Below are 16,595 nucleotides of genomic sequence, written 5' to 3'. Positions count from 1 at the left end.
AAATGACAACGCTGTCATTTGTGGTGTAACATAAAGTTAACTTACAAAAGAGCCTATAAAAATCAGTTATAAAAGGCTTGGGTAATAGAGACAAGAGGGATGTCATGAGCGTTAATCAGCAAAATGAATCACAGCTTTATATCGGAATTGACGGTGGTGGCAGTAAGTGCCGCGCCAGCATATTTTGCCCACAAAAAGGTGTAATTGGCACTGGTGTAGCAGGTAGAGCTAATCCTCTTCACGGACTAGAACAAACTTTTAATTCAATTATCGAATCAACCAAGCTTGCCTTGGCAGATGCAAACTTAGCACCAAGCTACGCTCAGCAGTTAATCGCCGGTGTCGGCCTCGCTGGCGTGAATGTGCCGCGTTTGTTTGACCAAGTGAACAACTGGCAGCACCCGTTTGCCAAAATGTACCTCACCACAGACTTACATACTGCCTGTATTGGTGCCCATAACGGCGATGATGGTGCCGTGATTATTACCGGTACTGGCTCTTGTGGCTTTGCCCATGTAGGCGAGCAAAGTTTATTAATTGGCGGCCATGGCTTTGCATTAGGTGACAAAGGCAGTGGCGCATGGTTAGGCCAAAAAGCCGCTGAGCATGTATTACTGAATTTAGACGGCTTTGCCGCCGACACCGCACTAACACAATTATTACTAGCACACTTTAATGTTGATGATGCCATGGGCATTGTCGAGCATCTTGCCGGACAGTCTTCAAGCACCTACGCCAAATTAGCCCGTATTGTGCTGTTATGCGCCGACAATGGTGATGAGGTTGCCACTGATATTGTGCAACAGGGAGCGGGTTATATTAGTGAAATGGCCAGAAAGTTATTTGCCATTCATCCTAGTCGTTTTTCGATGATTGGCGGCCTAGCAGAGCCATTATTACATTGGTTAGACATTGATGTGGCTAGCAAAGTGGCTGAAGCGCTATCACCACCAGAAATCGGCGCTATCTTGTTTGCGCAGCAACAGTTTGCCGCAGATAACGGCAAGAGTCTGTAACTCGCCAAATTATCTTGAACTTGCTTAAAATTTTCAGTGTCAACGATAAATTCATCGCCATGCACTGCTCAGTAACTTGATACCTCAATGGATCAACTTGAACATAAATTAAGGTTAACTCGATGACAAATACAATTATGGAACGTGAAGCGCGTTCAGCACCGCAGAAAATCGCTGAGCAACTGGCTGCTAATGCTGGCTTAACCAAAGAGCTTGGTGAAAAACTACGTAGTTTTAAGCCAAAGTTTGTGATGATTGTTGGTCGTGGCTCATCAGATCACGCAGGGGTATTTGCTAAATACTTATTTGAAATTGAAGTGGGCATTCCAACTTTTGCTGCAGCGCCATCAGTTGCCAGTGTTTATGGTAAAAGCTTACAACTTGAAGGCGGATTAGTAATTGTTATTTCACAATCAGGCCGTAGCCCAGATATATTGGCTCAAGCGAGAATGGCTAAAGAAGCAGGCGCTTTTTGTGTCGCATTAGTCAACGATGAAACAGCACCAATTAAAGATATTGTCGATGTGGTATTACCGCTTAGAGCGGGTGAAGAAAAAGCCGTCGCAGCGACCAAAAGCTACTTAGCGACTTTATCAGCCATTGTGCAGTTAACTGCTGAGTGGACCCAAAGTGAGTCGTTAGCTGCAGCCGTTGATTCAATGCCTGCTGCATTACAAACCGCCGTTGACGCAGCGCCGCAATTAACCGCCGAGTCTTTAGCTGGGGTTAATAACCTTGTGGTGCTTGGCCGTGGTTTAGGTTATGCGGTAACCAAAGAAATCGCCCTTAAAATGAAAGAGGTTTGTTCTATTCATGCCGAATCATTCAGTAGCGCTGAGTTTTTACATGGGCCGGTGACTTTAGTTGAAAAGAAACTGGCTATTGTCGATGCCTGCATTAATGATAAGTCTTATGAAAGCCATATCGAGCAAATAGAAAACGTAAAACAACGTGGCGCAGACTTGGTGCATTTAAATCAAACATCATCTGAAATACACCCGCGTGTTGCGCCATTAGCATTGCTACAACGTTTTTATATCGATGTCGCCGCCGTCGCTGTTGCCCGTGGTATTGACCCAGATCAGCCAGAAGGTTTGAAAAAAGTCACCCAAACACTATAAGTTTGACTCGACTGTGAGCATTAAGAAGTAAGCAGTTAAAGATTAACGCAATATAAAGAGAACATTATGAGACAAACCCTAATAGCAGACGGTTTTTTTGATGGACAGCAATTTCATCAAGATGCGGTGATCTCTATTGAAGACGGCCACATCATCGCCTTAGATTCAGTATCGAATGCGAAAGAAGTGCGTTTACAAGGCACGTTAGTGCCAGGGTTTGTTGATGTTCAAGTTAATGGCGGCGGCGGGGCACTGTTTAATAGCGCACCAACCCTTGATTGTATTGAGACCATAGGTCGAGCACATGCTCAATTTGGTACGACCGGTTTTCTGCCGACGCTCATTACCGATAAAGTTGAGGTGATGGCGCAAGCCGCTGATGCCGTTGCCGAGGCTATTAAGCTGCAATCTGCAGGCGTGTTAGGGATTCACTTTGAAGGGCCACATTTAAGTGTGCCTAAAAAAGGCGTGCATCCACAATCGTTTATTCGCAGTATTTCAGATGAAGAACTGGCGATATTTTCACGACAAGATCTTGGTATAAAAGTGGTCACTTTAGCCCCTGAAAATGTCTCAGTTGAGGTGATAAAAACCTTAATCGCTAACGACGTAAAGGTGTGCTTAGGTCACTCAAATGCCGATTATGACACTGTGCTGGCGGCGTTAAATGCTGGCGCTAACGGTTTTACACATTTGTTTAATGCCATGTCAGGCTTTGGCTCTCGTGAGCCGGGCATGGTGGGCGCAGCGCTAGAAAGTGATGCAGCATGGTGCGGATTGATTGTCGATGGCCACCATGTTCACAGTGCGACTGCAAAAGTTGCCCTTAAAGCTAAGCCCCAAGGCAAAATCATGTTAGTAACCGATGCTATGCCACCGGTGGGACTGGATGATGATGCCAGCTTTGAACTGTTTGGCACCGAGGTCATACGTCAAGGTGATAGGCTCAATGCCAAATCAGGTGAGCTAGCAGGTTGCGTACTTGATATGGTTGGCGCAGTTAACAATACGGTTAGCATGCTTGGCCTCAGTTATGAAGAAGCCCTTAGAATGGCATCGTTATATCCAGCGCAGTATCTACAGCAAGCTAATCTTGGCACCATAGCCGTAGGTCAGCGCGCAGACTTAGTGTTGTTAGCTGCTAATGCAAACGATAACTCGCGTTATCAAGTTAACCAAACCTATATTAATGGCGATGTGGTTTTTAGCCGATGCGATAAAGGCTAATGTATGTCGACTAAAACCGCTTTGAAGCCAAGATTAATGTCATTGGACGCCCTGCGCGGTTTTGACATGTTTTGGATCCTTGGCGGTGAGGGCCTATTTGCTGGATTATTTATATTAACCGGCTGGGCTGGGTGGAATTGGTTTGACGGCCAAATGCATCACAGTCAATGGCATGGATTTACCTTTTATGATGTTATATTCCCGCTGTTTATTTTCCTCTCCGGTGTGGCTTTAGGCCTGTCACCAAAACGCTTAGATAAACTACCAATGCAGCAGCGGCTGCCCTTGTATCGTCATGCTATAAAGCGCCTTGGTTTACTTATTTTTTTAGGGGTACTTTATAATCATGGTTGGGGCGTTGGTATGCCTGCAGATCCCGACAGTGTGCGTTATGCCAGTGTGTTGGCACGTATTGGTTTTGCATGGTTTATAGGCGCGATGTTGGTGTGGCATACCAGCCTTAGAACCCAAATTATTGTCGCCATTAGTCTATTAATTGGCTATGGGCTTATTCAGTTATATCTTCCTTATCCCGATCTCACGCTATATTCTGGGCTAGTTCAAAACCCAGAATTAGCTCAAGCAGCTGTTAATCAAACAAGCCAAACCTTTGCCCGCTTTAGCGCCGAAAATAGTATTAACGCTTACGTGGATTCAATACTGCTACCTGGTAGCGCATATCAAAATAGAGCCGTAGATCCTGAAGGGGTGCTATCCACACTGCCTGCGGTGGTAAATGGCTTAATCGGTGTGTTTGTCGGTCACTATATTGTTAAAGCCAAGCCGCCCTTATGGGGGCTTAGGGGTGAATGGCTAAAAGTCTTGAGTATGGTGATTATTGGTGCGGCGTTATTGTCATTAGGCTGGCTATTAGACTTGATTATTCCGGTCAATAAAGACTTATGGACCAGCAGTTTTGTGTTGGTAACCAGTGGTTGGAGCATCATCTTACTCGCCATTTTTTACGCCATTATCGACGTACTTAAATGGCACAAATGGGCCTTTGTTTTTGTGGTGATTGGCACTAATGCCATCATCATCTATATCGCATCTAGTCTGGTTAATTGGCAATACTTAGCCAATAGTTTATTGGGCGGCTTTATTCGCGCCACCTCAGCAGACTGGCAACCATTACTCTTTGTACTGAGCTTACTGACAGTGCAATGGCTAATTTTATTGTGGCTTTATCAACGTAAAATTTTTATTCGCATCTAAAGGCTGTTTATAAGAGCTGTCACTAAGAACTGTTTATAAGAGCTGTTTATTAGAACTGTCACTATGGACTGTCACTAAGAACTGCATGCAAGATTTATTTTGGGGCTTGTGGTGTGATCAATGATGTTTAGTTGTTAATGAAATGACAGCGTTGTCTTTGCTGTGTTTATGTTTTAACATGAAATGCACAACGATTATGATCTGCAGCAACATTGCTAGGTCAAATTGTTGATAAAAACTCAATAATAATAAGACTCATATGGGGCACTAGTAGGAAGTCAGTGCTGAAATATCAATGATAATAAGAAGCAGGGTTTATGGAAACAACAATGAATAATAGTCAGCAAAAAAGCAGCATAGTGCCCATGGCCATTGTGGCAATACTCTTTTTCGTATTAGGGTTTGCGACTTGGCTTAATGGTTCGTTAATGCCATATCTAAAGCAAATCCTTCAGTTAAGCCCTTTTCAAGCGTCACTAATTCTATTCTCTTTTTATATTGCAGTAACTTTTACCGCACTACCTTCAGCTTGGGTCATCCGTAAAGTGGGCTATAAAAACGGTATGGCGCTGGGTATGGGCGTGATGATGGTGGCGGGTTTACTCTTTATTCCAGCCGCTAAAACCCAAGTGTTTGCTTTGTTCTTACTCGCGCAACTGGTTATGGGCACCGGACAAACATTATTACAAACCGCTGTTAACCCTTATGTGGTTCGCTTAGGCCCTGAAGAGTCTGCTGCAGCACGCGTTAGTGTTATGGGGATTTTGAATAAAGGCGCGGGTGTTATTGCTCCTATGGTGTTTACCGCATTAATCCTTGATAGCTTTAAAGATCGCGTCGGCACCACCCTAAGTCAGGTTCAAATTGATGAAATGGCTAACAGCTTAATTCTGCCGTATTTAGGCATGGCAATCTTCATTGGTATTTTAGCCTATGCTGTTAAGAAATCACCGCTACCAGAGCTTGAACAAGACGAAGCAGAAGAGGGCACCAGTAAAGGTCAAATTAAACAGGCACTAGCAAAACCCAACTTAGCCCTTGGGGTGGTGGCCTTGTTTGTTTATGTGGCTGTTGAGGTAATCGCTGGTGATACTATTGGTACGTATGCACTCACCTTAGGGGTTGAAAACTATGGGGTGATGACCTCATACACCATGATATGCATGGTAGTGGGTTACACCTTAGGGATTATTTGTATTCCACGGTTTATATCTCAGCCTAATGCGCTACTTATTAGCGCCATACTTGGGGTGGTGTTGTCCTTTGGTATTGTATTTGGTGATAGCAGCTCAACGGCTATTTCTGACACTGTATTGGTGCCATTTGGCGGCGCACAACTGCCAGATACCTTACTGTTAATTGCCTTTTTAGGCTTGGCTAACGCAATTGTTTGGCCAGCAGTTTGGCCGTTAGCCTTATCTGGTATGGGTAAACTAACCAGCACAGGTTCAGCACTACTCATCATGGGTATTGCTGGTGGCGCATTTGGCCCAGTATTCTGGGGCTTAACCAGCTCAGCAACCTCCCTTGGCATGCAAGGCGGCTACTTAGTGATGATCCCATGTTATCTATTCATTTTATTTTATGCCGTTAAAGGCCATAAGATGAAAAGCTGGAAATAATCCTGTTACTCCCCTTCAGGATTATCAAGAGAGCCAATAGGCTCTCTTTTTTTATGCCCAAATCTAGACTGCCATTTTGAACAAATCAAGGTCATGGTGCTTCGCCCAGATCAGATTTAAACCGTCAGTTTCCTTTGTGTATTTCCAAACTCCGTTTGGATTAACATTGTGTCTTTCCACACTCACGCTTGCCCTCAATTTATTTTGCATGTGAAAAATCAAAGTCGTGGTGCTTCGCCCACACCAGACCAAAAGGGGAAAAGCGCTTGTTCCCCTTTTGGATATCCCTCAGCGCCCCTAACGAAAAATGCTGAAAAGCGCATAATTTTCGATGGGGATTGATCCAGCTTTGGACTTCGTTTGTAGACCGCTTCGGTCATTGTCGAAAAGCCCTAACGCTTCCGATAGGCCGTCCGTGGCCTAACGAAAGCTAGCTTGACATCCATGCCAAGCTCACGGTCTTTTCTCGATGACCTCAATTCATATTGAGTCGGAGGCAAATAGATTTTCTGCTTTTTAGCTTTTTTATTCCCACGAATAAAGTCAAATCGAAGAGATAATAATCCCGGTGTAGATGCAGCAGCGAGCTTCTGACCGCCAAGGATGGTGGGAATGTCATTATTTGTCTGGAACAAATTTGACCAAAACATGGCGAAGTTTCACAGTGTGAAGCGCTCTGAGCGAGAGGCATGGATGCCGAACTGGCCGTTTAACATGGATGTTATTTGTTTTGGCAGAGCTTACAGGGACCTTTTGATTTATATAAAGAATGCAGCGTCTCGCAGTTGTATCTGCACATAAGGTCGCTCTTTCACATCTGACCCATAGGGATTTGGGAAATGTCATGATGATGTCGGGAACATCATTGACCATGTGATCGCGACATTTGTATATCCTATACATTACCTGCGGCAGACAATGGATTAGATTGAAGTGATGATCTAGCATAACTGAGCCAATTAAAATGAAGTATAAATTTGGTGCCAGTAACACGTCCATGCCTCAAAACGAGTTGGTGCTAGCAATGGGATAATCAGCATAACCTTACTTTTTCTAATCGATTATGACCGCCTTACTTGTCGTCCAAATGACTGGTTGCCTATACAGGTATAACTGATTTTCTCCAAATTGAGATAATTCTGGCGGCAAAGGATGCGTAAAATGAGCTTTTTACGCATCGATAATTTTGTAACATTCGAGAAAACCCATACATATCAATCTACTGCGAAATTTTTTAAAGTGTTGTATAGACCTCGTAAACAAAGACGCATTCTTTCTGCGGCAGAATTTTGAGCATTACTTACGTTTTCACGAAAATATTCAATTTACAACAAGGACTTAGCGGTGGTACCTTTGAAGTTTGAATTGAGCAGCCTGGAACATTATTGTGCTGCTATTGAATAAGCTGTTAGGTAGCCAAGGAAGGGAGTCTTATGGAAGGTTTTAAATTTAGTCCCAAAAGCAAAAAAATTTTGATGCTGCTAGTTATATTAGCCCTTACTCCATTTGCACCTGAATTACTCTTGTTTATGGATGTTGCTGGTGTAGAAGTAGCCTTTACATGCCTCCTCATCATGATTAAGCCCATGAAGCTTTGGGTTGAGTGCCAGATAGTTAAAATTAAAGAGTTCAGCCGTGTGATGATACTTGCTGTAAAGCAGCACCCCGTAAGTGATGCGCGAGTGTTTGCAGGTCATTATTTTGCCTTTTCTTTAACACTCCTATTAACAAGCTCACTATTTGTGTCAAGTTCAATATGGTTGCCGATTTTAGTCATGGGTAGGTATATAGCGTAAGGATACCTAACAAGCTGCTAAATCCAGATTCACCAAGGCTGTCATGCCATTTTCTGTGCAAATCGCCCGCCAGCACTTGGTTCACTTATTAGCAGGGCGTTATGCGTAATCGATGGAGTACCGAGAATTAGATGGAAGTAGTAGAAGCGGAAAAATCGGATTTAGATTCATTCTTTGTGTATCTAGAAAATCAGCTGTCTGAAAATGGTAATGGAGAAGTTCCTCTTTTCCAGCCAATGTCCAGAGAGCAAAGTGAAATTCCAGAAGCAACAAAAGATAAGTTTATCCAAGGCTTTTCTCATCAGTTTGGCGACTTAGGTTGGAGAAAACTTTGGGTTGTAAAAGACACCTCTGGAAATATTAAAGGTCATATTGATCTTCGCCACCACAGTGATGAAAACCGTTCTCACAGAGTTCTATTAGGTATGGGTGTAGATGTTTCTTGCCGGAAGCAAGGTCTTGGTCAAAGACTCATTGATGCTGTTATAAATTTCTGCCAAGAAAAAGCTGAAATTGACTGGCTTGATCTTTGTGTATTATCAGAGAATTTCCCAGCAAAGAACCTCTACCTAAAAGCAGGGTTCAATGTTGTTGGAGAGTTCAAAGATCAATATAGAATCGACGGTTTGTCAGTCTCGGAAACAGCAATGACAAAGTACGTCAAAAATTACGCATAACAGATAAGGATAGGCCGCGCGTAGCCGCGTCCTTATCCCAAGTGTTGAACAAGCCCGAGTGATACCTTTATAGTGTAAATATCGGCGTAAGATCTTACGCTTTTTCGATGTGTGCAGAGCAGTTACATTTTTTACTAGCCGCATAGATCCCTTAGCATCGTCAGCTAATTTCTTTACCTAAAATATCAATGCCTTAGCACCTCCTAAATTAACATGGCCACCCATTCCAGGTGGCTAAATATCAAACACTCTACTAGGCTTTGGTCATTACTTAATATTAGGTAGTTGATGATGGCCAGACCTAGAAAAACACTCGTGAGCTTAGAAGACACCCCTTACTATCACTGCTGTACGCGGGTGGTGCGCAAAGCATTTTTGTGTGGATTTGATAAGTCGACTGGTGATAACTATGAACATCGCCGAGAGTGGGTTGATTCGCGTATTATTGAATTAGCGACGATTTTTGCGATTGATATTTGTGCTTATGCCGTGATGAGTAATCATTTACATGTGGTGCTTAAAGTCGATGTGGATAAAGCCAAAGAATGGTCTGATATAGATGTGCTTACCCAATGGCATAAAGGCTTTAAAGGCACCCTGTTGACGCATAAATTTGTTAAAGCTGAAGTCCTTAATGAGTTTGAATTAAAGACGGTTAATGATTGTATTGGGCTATATCGAGAACGTTTAACCGATATTAGTTGGTTTATGCGTTCCTTGAGTGAACCGATTGCTAGAATGGCCAATAAAGAAGACAAGTGTACAGGCCGTTTTTGGGAAGGGCGGTTTAAATCTCAAGCCTTGTTAGATGATGCGGCCGTACTCGCCTGTATGGCGTATGTTGATTTGAATCCAATTCGCGCACAAATGGCTGCAACACCTGAAACTTCAGATTACACAAGTATTCAACGACGCATAAATTCAGCGATTAAAGGTGAGCAACCAAAAGAGTTACTACCATTTGTAGGAAATGAACGTTTAGATATGCCTAATGGACTGATGTTTAGTGTTAAAGACTACATTGTGCTGGTTGAAGATACAGGGCGGATTATTCGAGAAGATAAACGCGGCGTCATTAGCGCGAGTAGTCAGGATATCCTCAATAGGCTGAACATTCCCGCAGAGAATTGGCTTAAAATCACCACTGAGTTTGGCGCTTTATTCAAAGGTGCGGTGGGGGCGTTGCCTGCATTAACAGATTATTGTGAGCATTTAGACCTAAAACGACGACAAGGTGCAGCTAACTGTCAGCGCTGGTTGTGCGCTTAATACACCATTTCTTAATTTCAAATAAAAGCATTTTCCACTTGATAGATATCAAGCTTTTTTGCTGTGTTGAATTTAGTTTATGAGTGAATTTTGGTGATTAATGATGAAATATTCAGTCCTTTGGCAGGAATAATCCCATCAGTAAATGAATGTTGGTGTTGGCAACTCAAAATGAAAGGCGTTATGTTATAACTTCAAAATAATGGGTGGCTATGTATTTTTCTATGTATTTTTCAGTGGTACCTTTGAAGTTTGAATTGAGCAGCCTGGAACATTATTGTGCTGCTATTGAATAAGCTGTTATGAGTCAAAAGGGTTTTATATGTTGCCTATATTTGAATTAGGGTCAAAATTTGATCCGCAAATATTGGAAAGTTATGAGTTTACGGAAGCGCCCCATGAAAAAGTAAAAGGGGCTGTCGTATATACTCTGGAAGTTGGCACAGGCGATACATTGCTAACTGTCTATGAAGGTTTGCTTCACGAAGTGATTTATCAAAATCCGAGTTGGTTCCCGTGGACAAGAAAAAGAAAGTTGCGACACCTTTTTAATTCTTATTCAAGTAATTTGTCATGGGTAGAGTTTATGGATAATGGCTTCGGTAAAGTTTTTGATCGAGAAGACAAAGAGCTTTACGCACTTACTAGTCGTGCAATGGACTACACAACTTTTGGTACTGCATTTTGGCATACAAAAAAGCATTAAAAACTCATAACCAGTGCATCTTGTCGGACTTGGGCAAACTGTCACCTTTTTCGCGCTGCGCGGCAAAAAAAGGTGACAGTTCACCCAAGCCGCAAATGCAGGCGTTACCACATATCAGGTCGCCATACTTTACCTAATGGAAGTCGTTGCTTTCAGAGTTTCAGCTCTAAATGATTTCTGTCCAATTACGTGTTATACCTACTCATCTTATGGTGTCGGGAATCAATAAATTCTTCAAATCTAGTACGCAGCTATGACCAAAGTAGGGCGAATAACAAGTAGCCTTGATTAGTTACTAATAAAGACCACAAATTTCAGACACAAAAAAGCCACTCATTGAGTGGCTTTTTTGTTTTTATGGTGCCGGCACCAAGAGTCGAACTCGGGACCTACTGATTACAAGTCAGTTGCTCTACCAACTGAGCTATGCCGGCTTATCTTCTTTAACGGTGAAAAACCATTAAATTAAATATGGTGCCCGAACCCGGAATCGAACCAGGGACACGAGGATTTTCAATCCTCTGCTCTACCGACTGAGCTATTCGGGCGACTAACTATCGTTAGCTTGAAACTTACAAGAAAAAACCACTCACTGAGTGGTTTCTCTGTATATGGTGCCGGCACCAAGAGTCGAACTCGGGACCTACTGATTACAAGTCAGTTGCTCTACCAACTGAGCTATGCCGGCTTATCTTTCTTAACAGTGATAACACTATTAAATTAAATATGGTGCCCGAACCCGGAATCGAACCAGGGACACGAGGATTTTCAATCCTCTGCTCTACCGACTGAGCTATTCGGGCAACTAACTAAGCGTTAGTTTACTACTTCAAACTGGGTGCTAACTTAATCGTTAGAGCCTGTGTCGTTTGGAGTGCGCACATAGTATAGCGATGGTTTTAATCCTGCAAGTGCTTTTTTAAATGATTTTAATCGTTCGGCTAGTAAATGGCCAAACTGAGCGATTTTTTACCTTTAATTGGTTTAAAGCCCAATGATAGTGGTTTTAGAGAGTTTAATCGATATCTCAAATTGAATGCTTATTTGAGTAAGACTGGCTGGGTTTAGTTAGGACTCAATTAGTTTTATTGTTCTATTTTATCGAATGATTTTGGCGATTTTTAGCGATATTCTTTTTGTTTTGTGTCGATATAATCATTCACATAGATTTTGACAAGGACAGCTTGATGTTAGCAAATACAAAAAATGGCTATGGTTTAGTGAGTATTAGTCTCCATTGGTTAAGTGCATTAACCGTTATTGGCTTATTCGGCTTAGGTTTTTGGATGGTTGATCTCACTTATTACAGTAGTTGGTATAAAACCGCGCCGGATATTCACAAAAGTGTTGGCATTTTATTGTTACTGGCAACGCTAGTGCGATTAGTGTGGCGCTTAGGCTCTGCGAAACCTCATGCAAAGAATAATCACAAGGCTTGGGAGCAAACGGCGGCTAAGTGGGCTCATGGAATGCTTTATCTATTAATGTTGGCCATTATGGCGACAGGCTTTTTAATTTCAACGGCTGATGGCCGCGGAATTTGGGTATTTGATTGGTTTGAAGTGCCGTCACTGGGCAGCTTTATTAACAACCAAGCTGATATTGCTGGCTTAGTTCATCAATATGCAGCCTATACATTAATAGCCCTAGTGATTATTCATGCTGCAGGCGCGGTAAAACACCAATTGATTGATAAGGATGGCACTTTATCAAGAATGATAAAACCTGCCACAAAATAGTTTTAACACCTACAGCACTTGAATCGAGCCTGTAACTCGACGAGCTGAGAACGCTAATTATTAGCTAGCAACACTTATTAGTACTTGAACATATCAATAATATTGAATTTATAATAAAGGGAATGACCAATGAAAAAGCAACTTTTAGCCACAGTATTATCTAGCGTTATCGGCGCTGCAATGTTACTACCATCAGTCGCTAATGCGGCCGATTATAAGATAGATACTCAAGGTGCCCACGCATCAATTCAATTTAAAGTAAATCATTTAGGCTATAGCTTTGTAGCTGGTCGTTTTAATGATTTCAGTGGTGATTTTAGTTACGATGCGGCAAAAATTGCTGACACTAATTTGAATGTCACCATCAATACAACGAGTGTTGACTCAAACCATGCCGAGCGTGATAAACATTTACGCAGTGCTGACTTTTTAAATACTGGCGCGTTTCCTCAGGCGCAGTACACCTCGACTAGTGTTGAAGACCAAGGCAATGGCAAGATATTGGTTAACGGTAATTTGACCTTAAATGGGGTGACTAAGCCTGTGGCTATTGCCGCTGAATTTGTTGGTGAAGGCCAAGATCCTTGGGGTGGTTATCGTGCTGGCTTTATTGGTACCACAGAATTTGCCATGAAAGACTTCGGTTTTAAAATGGATTTAGGCCCAGCGTCTGCCAATGTTAGCCTAGATTTGGTTATTGAAGGGATTAAGCAATAACGCCTATTGAACAGGTTTACTAAAAACAACAAAGCCGTCAATGATATTAGTCATTGGCGGCTTTTTATGATGATTATTGTGCCGCTTTTAGAATAATACTGCCAAAAACATCAGCGTGTTTATAGCCGCGATTCATGTCGCCATTTAGCGGCTTTATCGGGTGGGAGCCAATAAAGTTCTCTCTTTGTTTGGAGCCATCATTATCACAATAGGCCAGCATAAAACCCATTTGTTTGTTGGCTTGTAAGCTAACGGCTGCAACCTGCTGCTTATCAAAAGCGCTTAAGCTGTCATTGTAACTGTCAGGGAATACCGTTATCGCCATTTCCCAATAGATTTTTTGAGGGTTAACTGGGTCTCTCGACCATGCTGTGGTGATATGCTCATTAAAGGTGGCGGCCTTTTTTTGCGTGGTAAAATCAGCCACTTGTTTATCTAATGCCACATGATAGGCAAAAGCATTATGGCTATATTGATGCTCGCCACCTGAGCCATCTTCATCAATAAACACCTCTACGGTGTCATCATCCCAATACCGCACTGTGGGATCAGCGCTTTGATCAAATAGCACATCATCAATCACTTCAGTCAGTAGATAGAGCTTATTTTCGCGCCAAAGCAGTTTATATTGGCCACTAAAATCATCGGCAGTTATAGCATCGCCGATGATCATTTGATCAATCGGTAGCCACTTAGCTTGTTGCCAATCAGATTCATCAGCAATGCCATCAAGGGTAATGGCTTTATTAGCGTAGTTAACTTCAATAGGGGCATGCACATATTCGGCAGATGTTTTGTTTGTGCTTGAAGACGTATCAGCATTCGCCATTGAAGCAATTGCGGTGCAATTTAATGCCAACAGGCAGGGCAGTATTAGGCCTTTAAGTGAGGCGTTGGCCTTATGTTTATGGCTCGCTTTATTAGTTGGTTTTTCAGTGCAGTCCATTGTCCAGTAAACTCCTAATGTTTAAGTCTTAAAGTCAGTATCTTATAGAATCATTTATTATTGGGCATATTCACACGCTTTGACATTAGTCGAAAGCGTTATCTTAATCAGTAGCTAGGATACTGATTTTTCAACTTGCGTTATTCAGCCAGCAACACGCTGATGCTATAGCTTGTATTAGTGCTGATAGCTAAAATATGCTCACCTGCAGCATTAGTCTGTAAGCTTTTACCGTTAACTAAAACCTGCTGGGATATGATGTCTGCTCGCCTTTGTATTGATACATCCACAGTTGCGCCGCGAAAACGTCTGCTTACCTTTAGGCTAGGCCAGTGCTTTGGTAGTTGCGGTTTAATTTTTAAGCCGTCGCTGCAGCCTTTTAGGCCACAAAGTTGCTCGATGATAATTCGGTAAATCCAAGCGACGGTTCCAGTATTAAATAACTGGCTCGATTTACCCACATCATCAGGATATTGAAAATAAGCCCCGCGGTAATAGTTGGGAATAAACACGGGTAATTGACCTCGGGTGAGCTCATTTTGCACATCTTCAGCAGTTATCATGGTTTGTAATAGTTCAAATGCTTGCTCTGTTTCGCCTTGTTCAAATAGGGCGTATATATAAAATGCCCCAGCATGATTATAAACTGAACCATTTTCAGCGGTGCCAGGAAACTTTTGGGTTAATCTGCCCACTTGCTCATCCATTTGGGTATAAGCGGGAGCTAGCATCATCATCCCAAAAGGTGTTTGTAATTGCTGCTTGATTTGCGGCTGCATCAGTGACCAGCGCTGATCATTAACTGCGCCAGACAACATGGCAAAAGTTTGCGGGTTAAGATAAATGCGGCCTTGATGATTATCGCTTACACCAAAACAGTGACCTGCATCGGTAATACCGCGGGCAAACCATTCACCATCCCAGCAATGTTCAATTACGGCATCATTTAATTGCGTTGCAAGTTGGCTAAATTTTGATGCTTTATTGTCACAGGCCATTTGCTGGCAAACTTTTGCCCACAGTGTCATGCTGTAAGCACTTGCTAACGTCAACCAGCTTGAAACACCCAAGCCTTTATAGCCCACCATGTTCATCGGATCGCACCAATCGCCTTGGTTGATAAAGTTAAGGCCGCGGTTATCACGTTGAGAGTATAAGAACTCCAGCGCTAAACAAACGTGTTCCATCACCGAACGGTTTTCTTCACTGTCAGCAAAACCAATGGTTTGATTTAAGAAATCAAAGTCGGCGGTTTCATTTAAGTAAGCCTCAATACAAATCACTAGCCAGACACAATGATCCGTGTGGGGGATTTGATTGATGTATTTAAGCTCAGATTCAGGGTGCAATAAAATGCCATCCGGCATTTCACCATTGCGATGTTGTTGGGCGAGGGCGGCTTCGAAGGCGGCTTTGGCCTTGTTAGGGTTGATATAAATCATCCCCATAGCGTCTTGAAGGTAGTTTCTGGTTTGTGGATCGGTGCTTAATCGATTGACATCGCCATGGTAAAAAACCTGTCTAGGTAGCCAATGATTGATGAAGTTATCAAGCTTAGGGGTTGAGGATAAAAGGCTTAAACAGCCAGTTTCTCTACTGAGATACGCTTTGTATTTATTTTGAGCTTGAGTAAATTGTGCTGTTGAACTCAAATAGCGTTGTTTTAACTCACTGGCTTCGTGAGCATCTTTTACCGGCGCAAAAACAAACTTTAATGCCACTGCTGGCTTGATGTTATTGCTAGCGTCATCATAAGCGGCAAGCTTACGATTAAATTGCATTATCGCTGCAGGGGTTTGGTAATGAGCGGGCATGTTTTCTAAGCGGTTATTACTGATAGCCGTTGGGTTATGTAAACCGCCTTCGCCTTCAAAAACACTTTGACGGGTTTCGTAACTATCAGGGGTTGTGTCAGTTAGAAATACTGTGGTGTCTTTAAAGTCTTGTTGAACAAAGTATTGATCGACTTTTTGATAGGGGGTGATTGAGTGACATAAAATTGCATTAAGTGAACGATCAAATTTTGCTGATTGATTCATCCACGACATATAGCCCACAGGAAAGTAGCTATAAACGCTGATATCTCGCGCCGTTTGACTTAGGTTATCAATGGATAACTGCCATAGCTCTGCGGTATCTTCAGTGGCTAAGGTTAAGCTTAGTTTGCAGTGTAGGTTGAGGTGCTTAACTTGCCAACTGACTTGATGCTGGCTAACGATAAACTCAAATGATGCCAATGATTGCCTTACTGGCTCATAGGGCAATGAGAATAGTTCGTTAGTGAGGTTATCTTTTATATAAAAAAATCGCCCAGGATGATGGCTAAAATAGGCATGTTCTGGCTGCATAAAGGTTTTGGCCTCTAATGCTGGCCCATGGGCATATTTAGCAGGTTCTGGCTGCATAAATTGCGCAGTCGCAAAACCCCGACAATTCATTTGAATCATCATGTTTTTATTCCATAAAAAACCACAGGCTTTTGGCATAATGGTTGGACTATGCAAGCTGACGTTGCCATTTTTATGATGGTAAGTAATCACTATT

General features: G+C 42.4%; 13 protein-coding genes and 4 tRNA genes. 11 read left to right on the top strand and 6 right to left on the bottom strand.

What is annotated here, in order from left to right; all coding sequences use genetic code 11:
- The first annotated feature begins 104 nt into the window (after positions 1-104).
- The 9 genes from nagK to BCU57_RS10855 all read left to right on the top strand — a co-directional run bounded on the left by nagK (position 105) and on the right by BCU57_RS10855 (position 10,649).
- On the top strand, positions 105-1,016 hold the full coding sequence (nagK, locus tag BCU57_RS10895) for an N-acetylglucosamine kinase (RefSeq protein ID WP_102439188.1): 912 nt from the start codon (positions 105-107) through the stop codon (positions 1,014-1,016).
- 122 nt (positions 1,017-1,138) lie between these two features.
- A complete protein-coding gene (gene nagB-II, locus BCU57_RS10890) occupies positions 1,139-2,137 on the top strand; it encodes a glucosamine-6-phosphate deaminase NagB-II (protein ID WP_102439187.1) in 999 nt (332 codons plus the stop codon).
- Positions 2,138-2,203: 66 nt separating this feature from the next.
- The gene (gene nagA, locus BCU57_RS10885) at positions 2,204-3,364 is read left to right on the top strand and encodes an N-acetylglucosamine-6-phosphate deacetylase (RefSeq protein WP_102439186.1); all 1,161 of its coding nucleotides are present in this window, start codon (positions 2,204-2,206) and stop codon (positions 3,362-3,364) included.
- A gap of 3 nt (positions 3,365-3,367) precedes the next feature.
- Positions 3,368-4,579, top strand: coding sequence for an acyltransferase family protein (locus tag BCU57_RS10880; RefSeq protein WP_102439185.1), 1,212 nt, complete (start codon positions 3,368-3,370; stop codon positions 4,577-4,579).
- A gap of 317 nt (positions 4,580-4,896) precedes the next feature.
- Positions 4,897-6,201 (top strand): N-acetylglucosamine MFS transporter NagP, encoded by a 1,305-nt coding sequence (nagP, locus tag BCU57_RS10875; RefSeq protein WP_102439184.1) that lies wholly within the window; start codon positions 4,897-4,899, stop codon positions 6,199-6,201.
- Between the two features lie 1,433 nt (positions 6,202-7,634).
- Positions 7,635-7,997, top strand: a complete 363-nt coding sequence (locus BCU57_RS10870) for a hypothetical protein (RefSeq protein WP_102436174.1) — start codon at positions 7,635-7,637, stop codon at positions 7,995-7,997.
- A gap of 131 nt (positions 7,998-8,128) precedes the next feature.
- Positions 8,129-8,674 carry a GNAT family N-acetyltransferase gene (locus BCU57_RS10865; RefSeq protein ID WP_102436172.1) on the top strand — a complete coding sequence of 182 codons (546 nt, stop codon included), beginning with the start codon at positions 8,129-8,131 and terminating at the stop codon, positions 8,672-8,674.
- A 291-nt stretch (positions 8,675-8,965) separates the two neighbouring features.
- Positions 8,966-9,943: a transposase gene (locus BCU57_RS10860; protein ID WP_413211455.1), complete on the top strand. Its 978-nt coding sequence runs from the start codon at positions 8,966-8,968 to the stop codon at positions 9,941-9,943.
- 322 nt (positions 9,944-10,265) lie between these two features.
- The gene (locus tag BCU57_RS10855; RefSeq protein ID WP_102440639.1) at positions 10,266-10,649 is read left to right on the top strand and encodes a hypothetical protein; all 384 of its coding nucleotides are present in this window, start codon (positions 10,266-10,268) and stop codon (positions 10,647-10,649) included.
- Positions 10,650-11,007: 358 nt separating this feature from the next.
- On the opposite strand, the gene BCU57_RS10850 is transcribed toward BCU57_RS10855, so the two are convergent.
- From BCU57_RS10850 to BCU57_RS10835, 4 genes are all read right to left on the bottom strand, one after another.
- Positions 11,008-11,083 (bottom strand) — tRNA-Thr (locus BCU57_RS10850).
- Between the two features lie 38 nt (positions 11,084-11,121).
- Positions 11,122-11,197: transfer RNA gene (locus BCU57_RS10845), tRNA-Phe, on the bottom strand.
- A gap of 64 nt (positions 11,198-11,261) precedes the next feature.
- A tRNA-Thr gene (locus BCU57_RS10840) sits at positions 11,262-11,337 on the bottom strand.
- 39 nt (positions 11,338-11,376) lie between these two features.
- Positions 11,377-11,452, bottom strand: a tRNA-Phe gene (locus BCU57_RS10835).
- Positions 11,453-11,836: 384 nt separating this feature from the next.
- Between BCU57_RS10835 and BCU57_RS10830 the strand changes: the two genes are divergently transcribed.
- Both BCU57_RS10830 and BCU57_RS10825 read left to right on the top strand, forming a co-directional pair.
- Entirely contained in the window at positions 11,837-12,388 is a 552-nt protein-coding gene (locus tag BCU57_RS10830) for a cytochrome b (RefSeq protein ID WP_102440638.1), read from the top strand.
- Positions 12,389-12,517: 129 nt separating this feature from the next.
- Positions 12,518-13,105 (top strand): YceI family protein, encoded by a 588-nt coding sequence (locus BCU57_RS10825; protein WP_102440637.1) that lies wholly within the window; start codon positions 12,518-12,520, stop codon positions 13,103-13,105.
- A gap of 73 nt (positions 13,106-13,178) precedes the next feature.
- On the opposite strand, the gene BCU57_RS10820 is transcribed toward BCU57_RS10825, so the two are convergent.
- On the bottom strand, positions 13,179-14,051 hold the full coding sequence (locus BCU57_RS10820) for a CBM9 family sugar-binding protein (protein WP_241903597.1): 873 nt from the start codon (positions 14,049-14,051) through the stop codon (positions 13,179-13,181).
- Between the two features lie 140 nt (positions 14,052-14,191).
- Positions 14,192-16,591: a GH36-type glycosyl hydrolase domain-containing protein gene (locus BCU57_RS10815; protein ID WP_198589990.1), complete on the bottom strand. Its 2,400-nt coding sequence runs from the start codon at positions 16,589-16,591 to the stop codon at positions 14,192-14,194.
- Between the last annotated feature and the right edge of the window lie 4 nt (positions 16,592-16,595).

The organism is Shewanella sp. 10N.286.48.B5 (assembly GCF_002874355.2).
Classification (GTDB): domain Bacteria; phylum Pseudomonadota; class Gammaproteobacteria; order Enterobacterales; family Shewanellaceae; genus Shewanella.
This window is presented reverse-complemented; position numbering and strand designations above follow the sequence as displayed.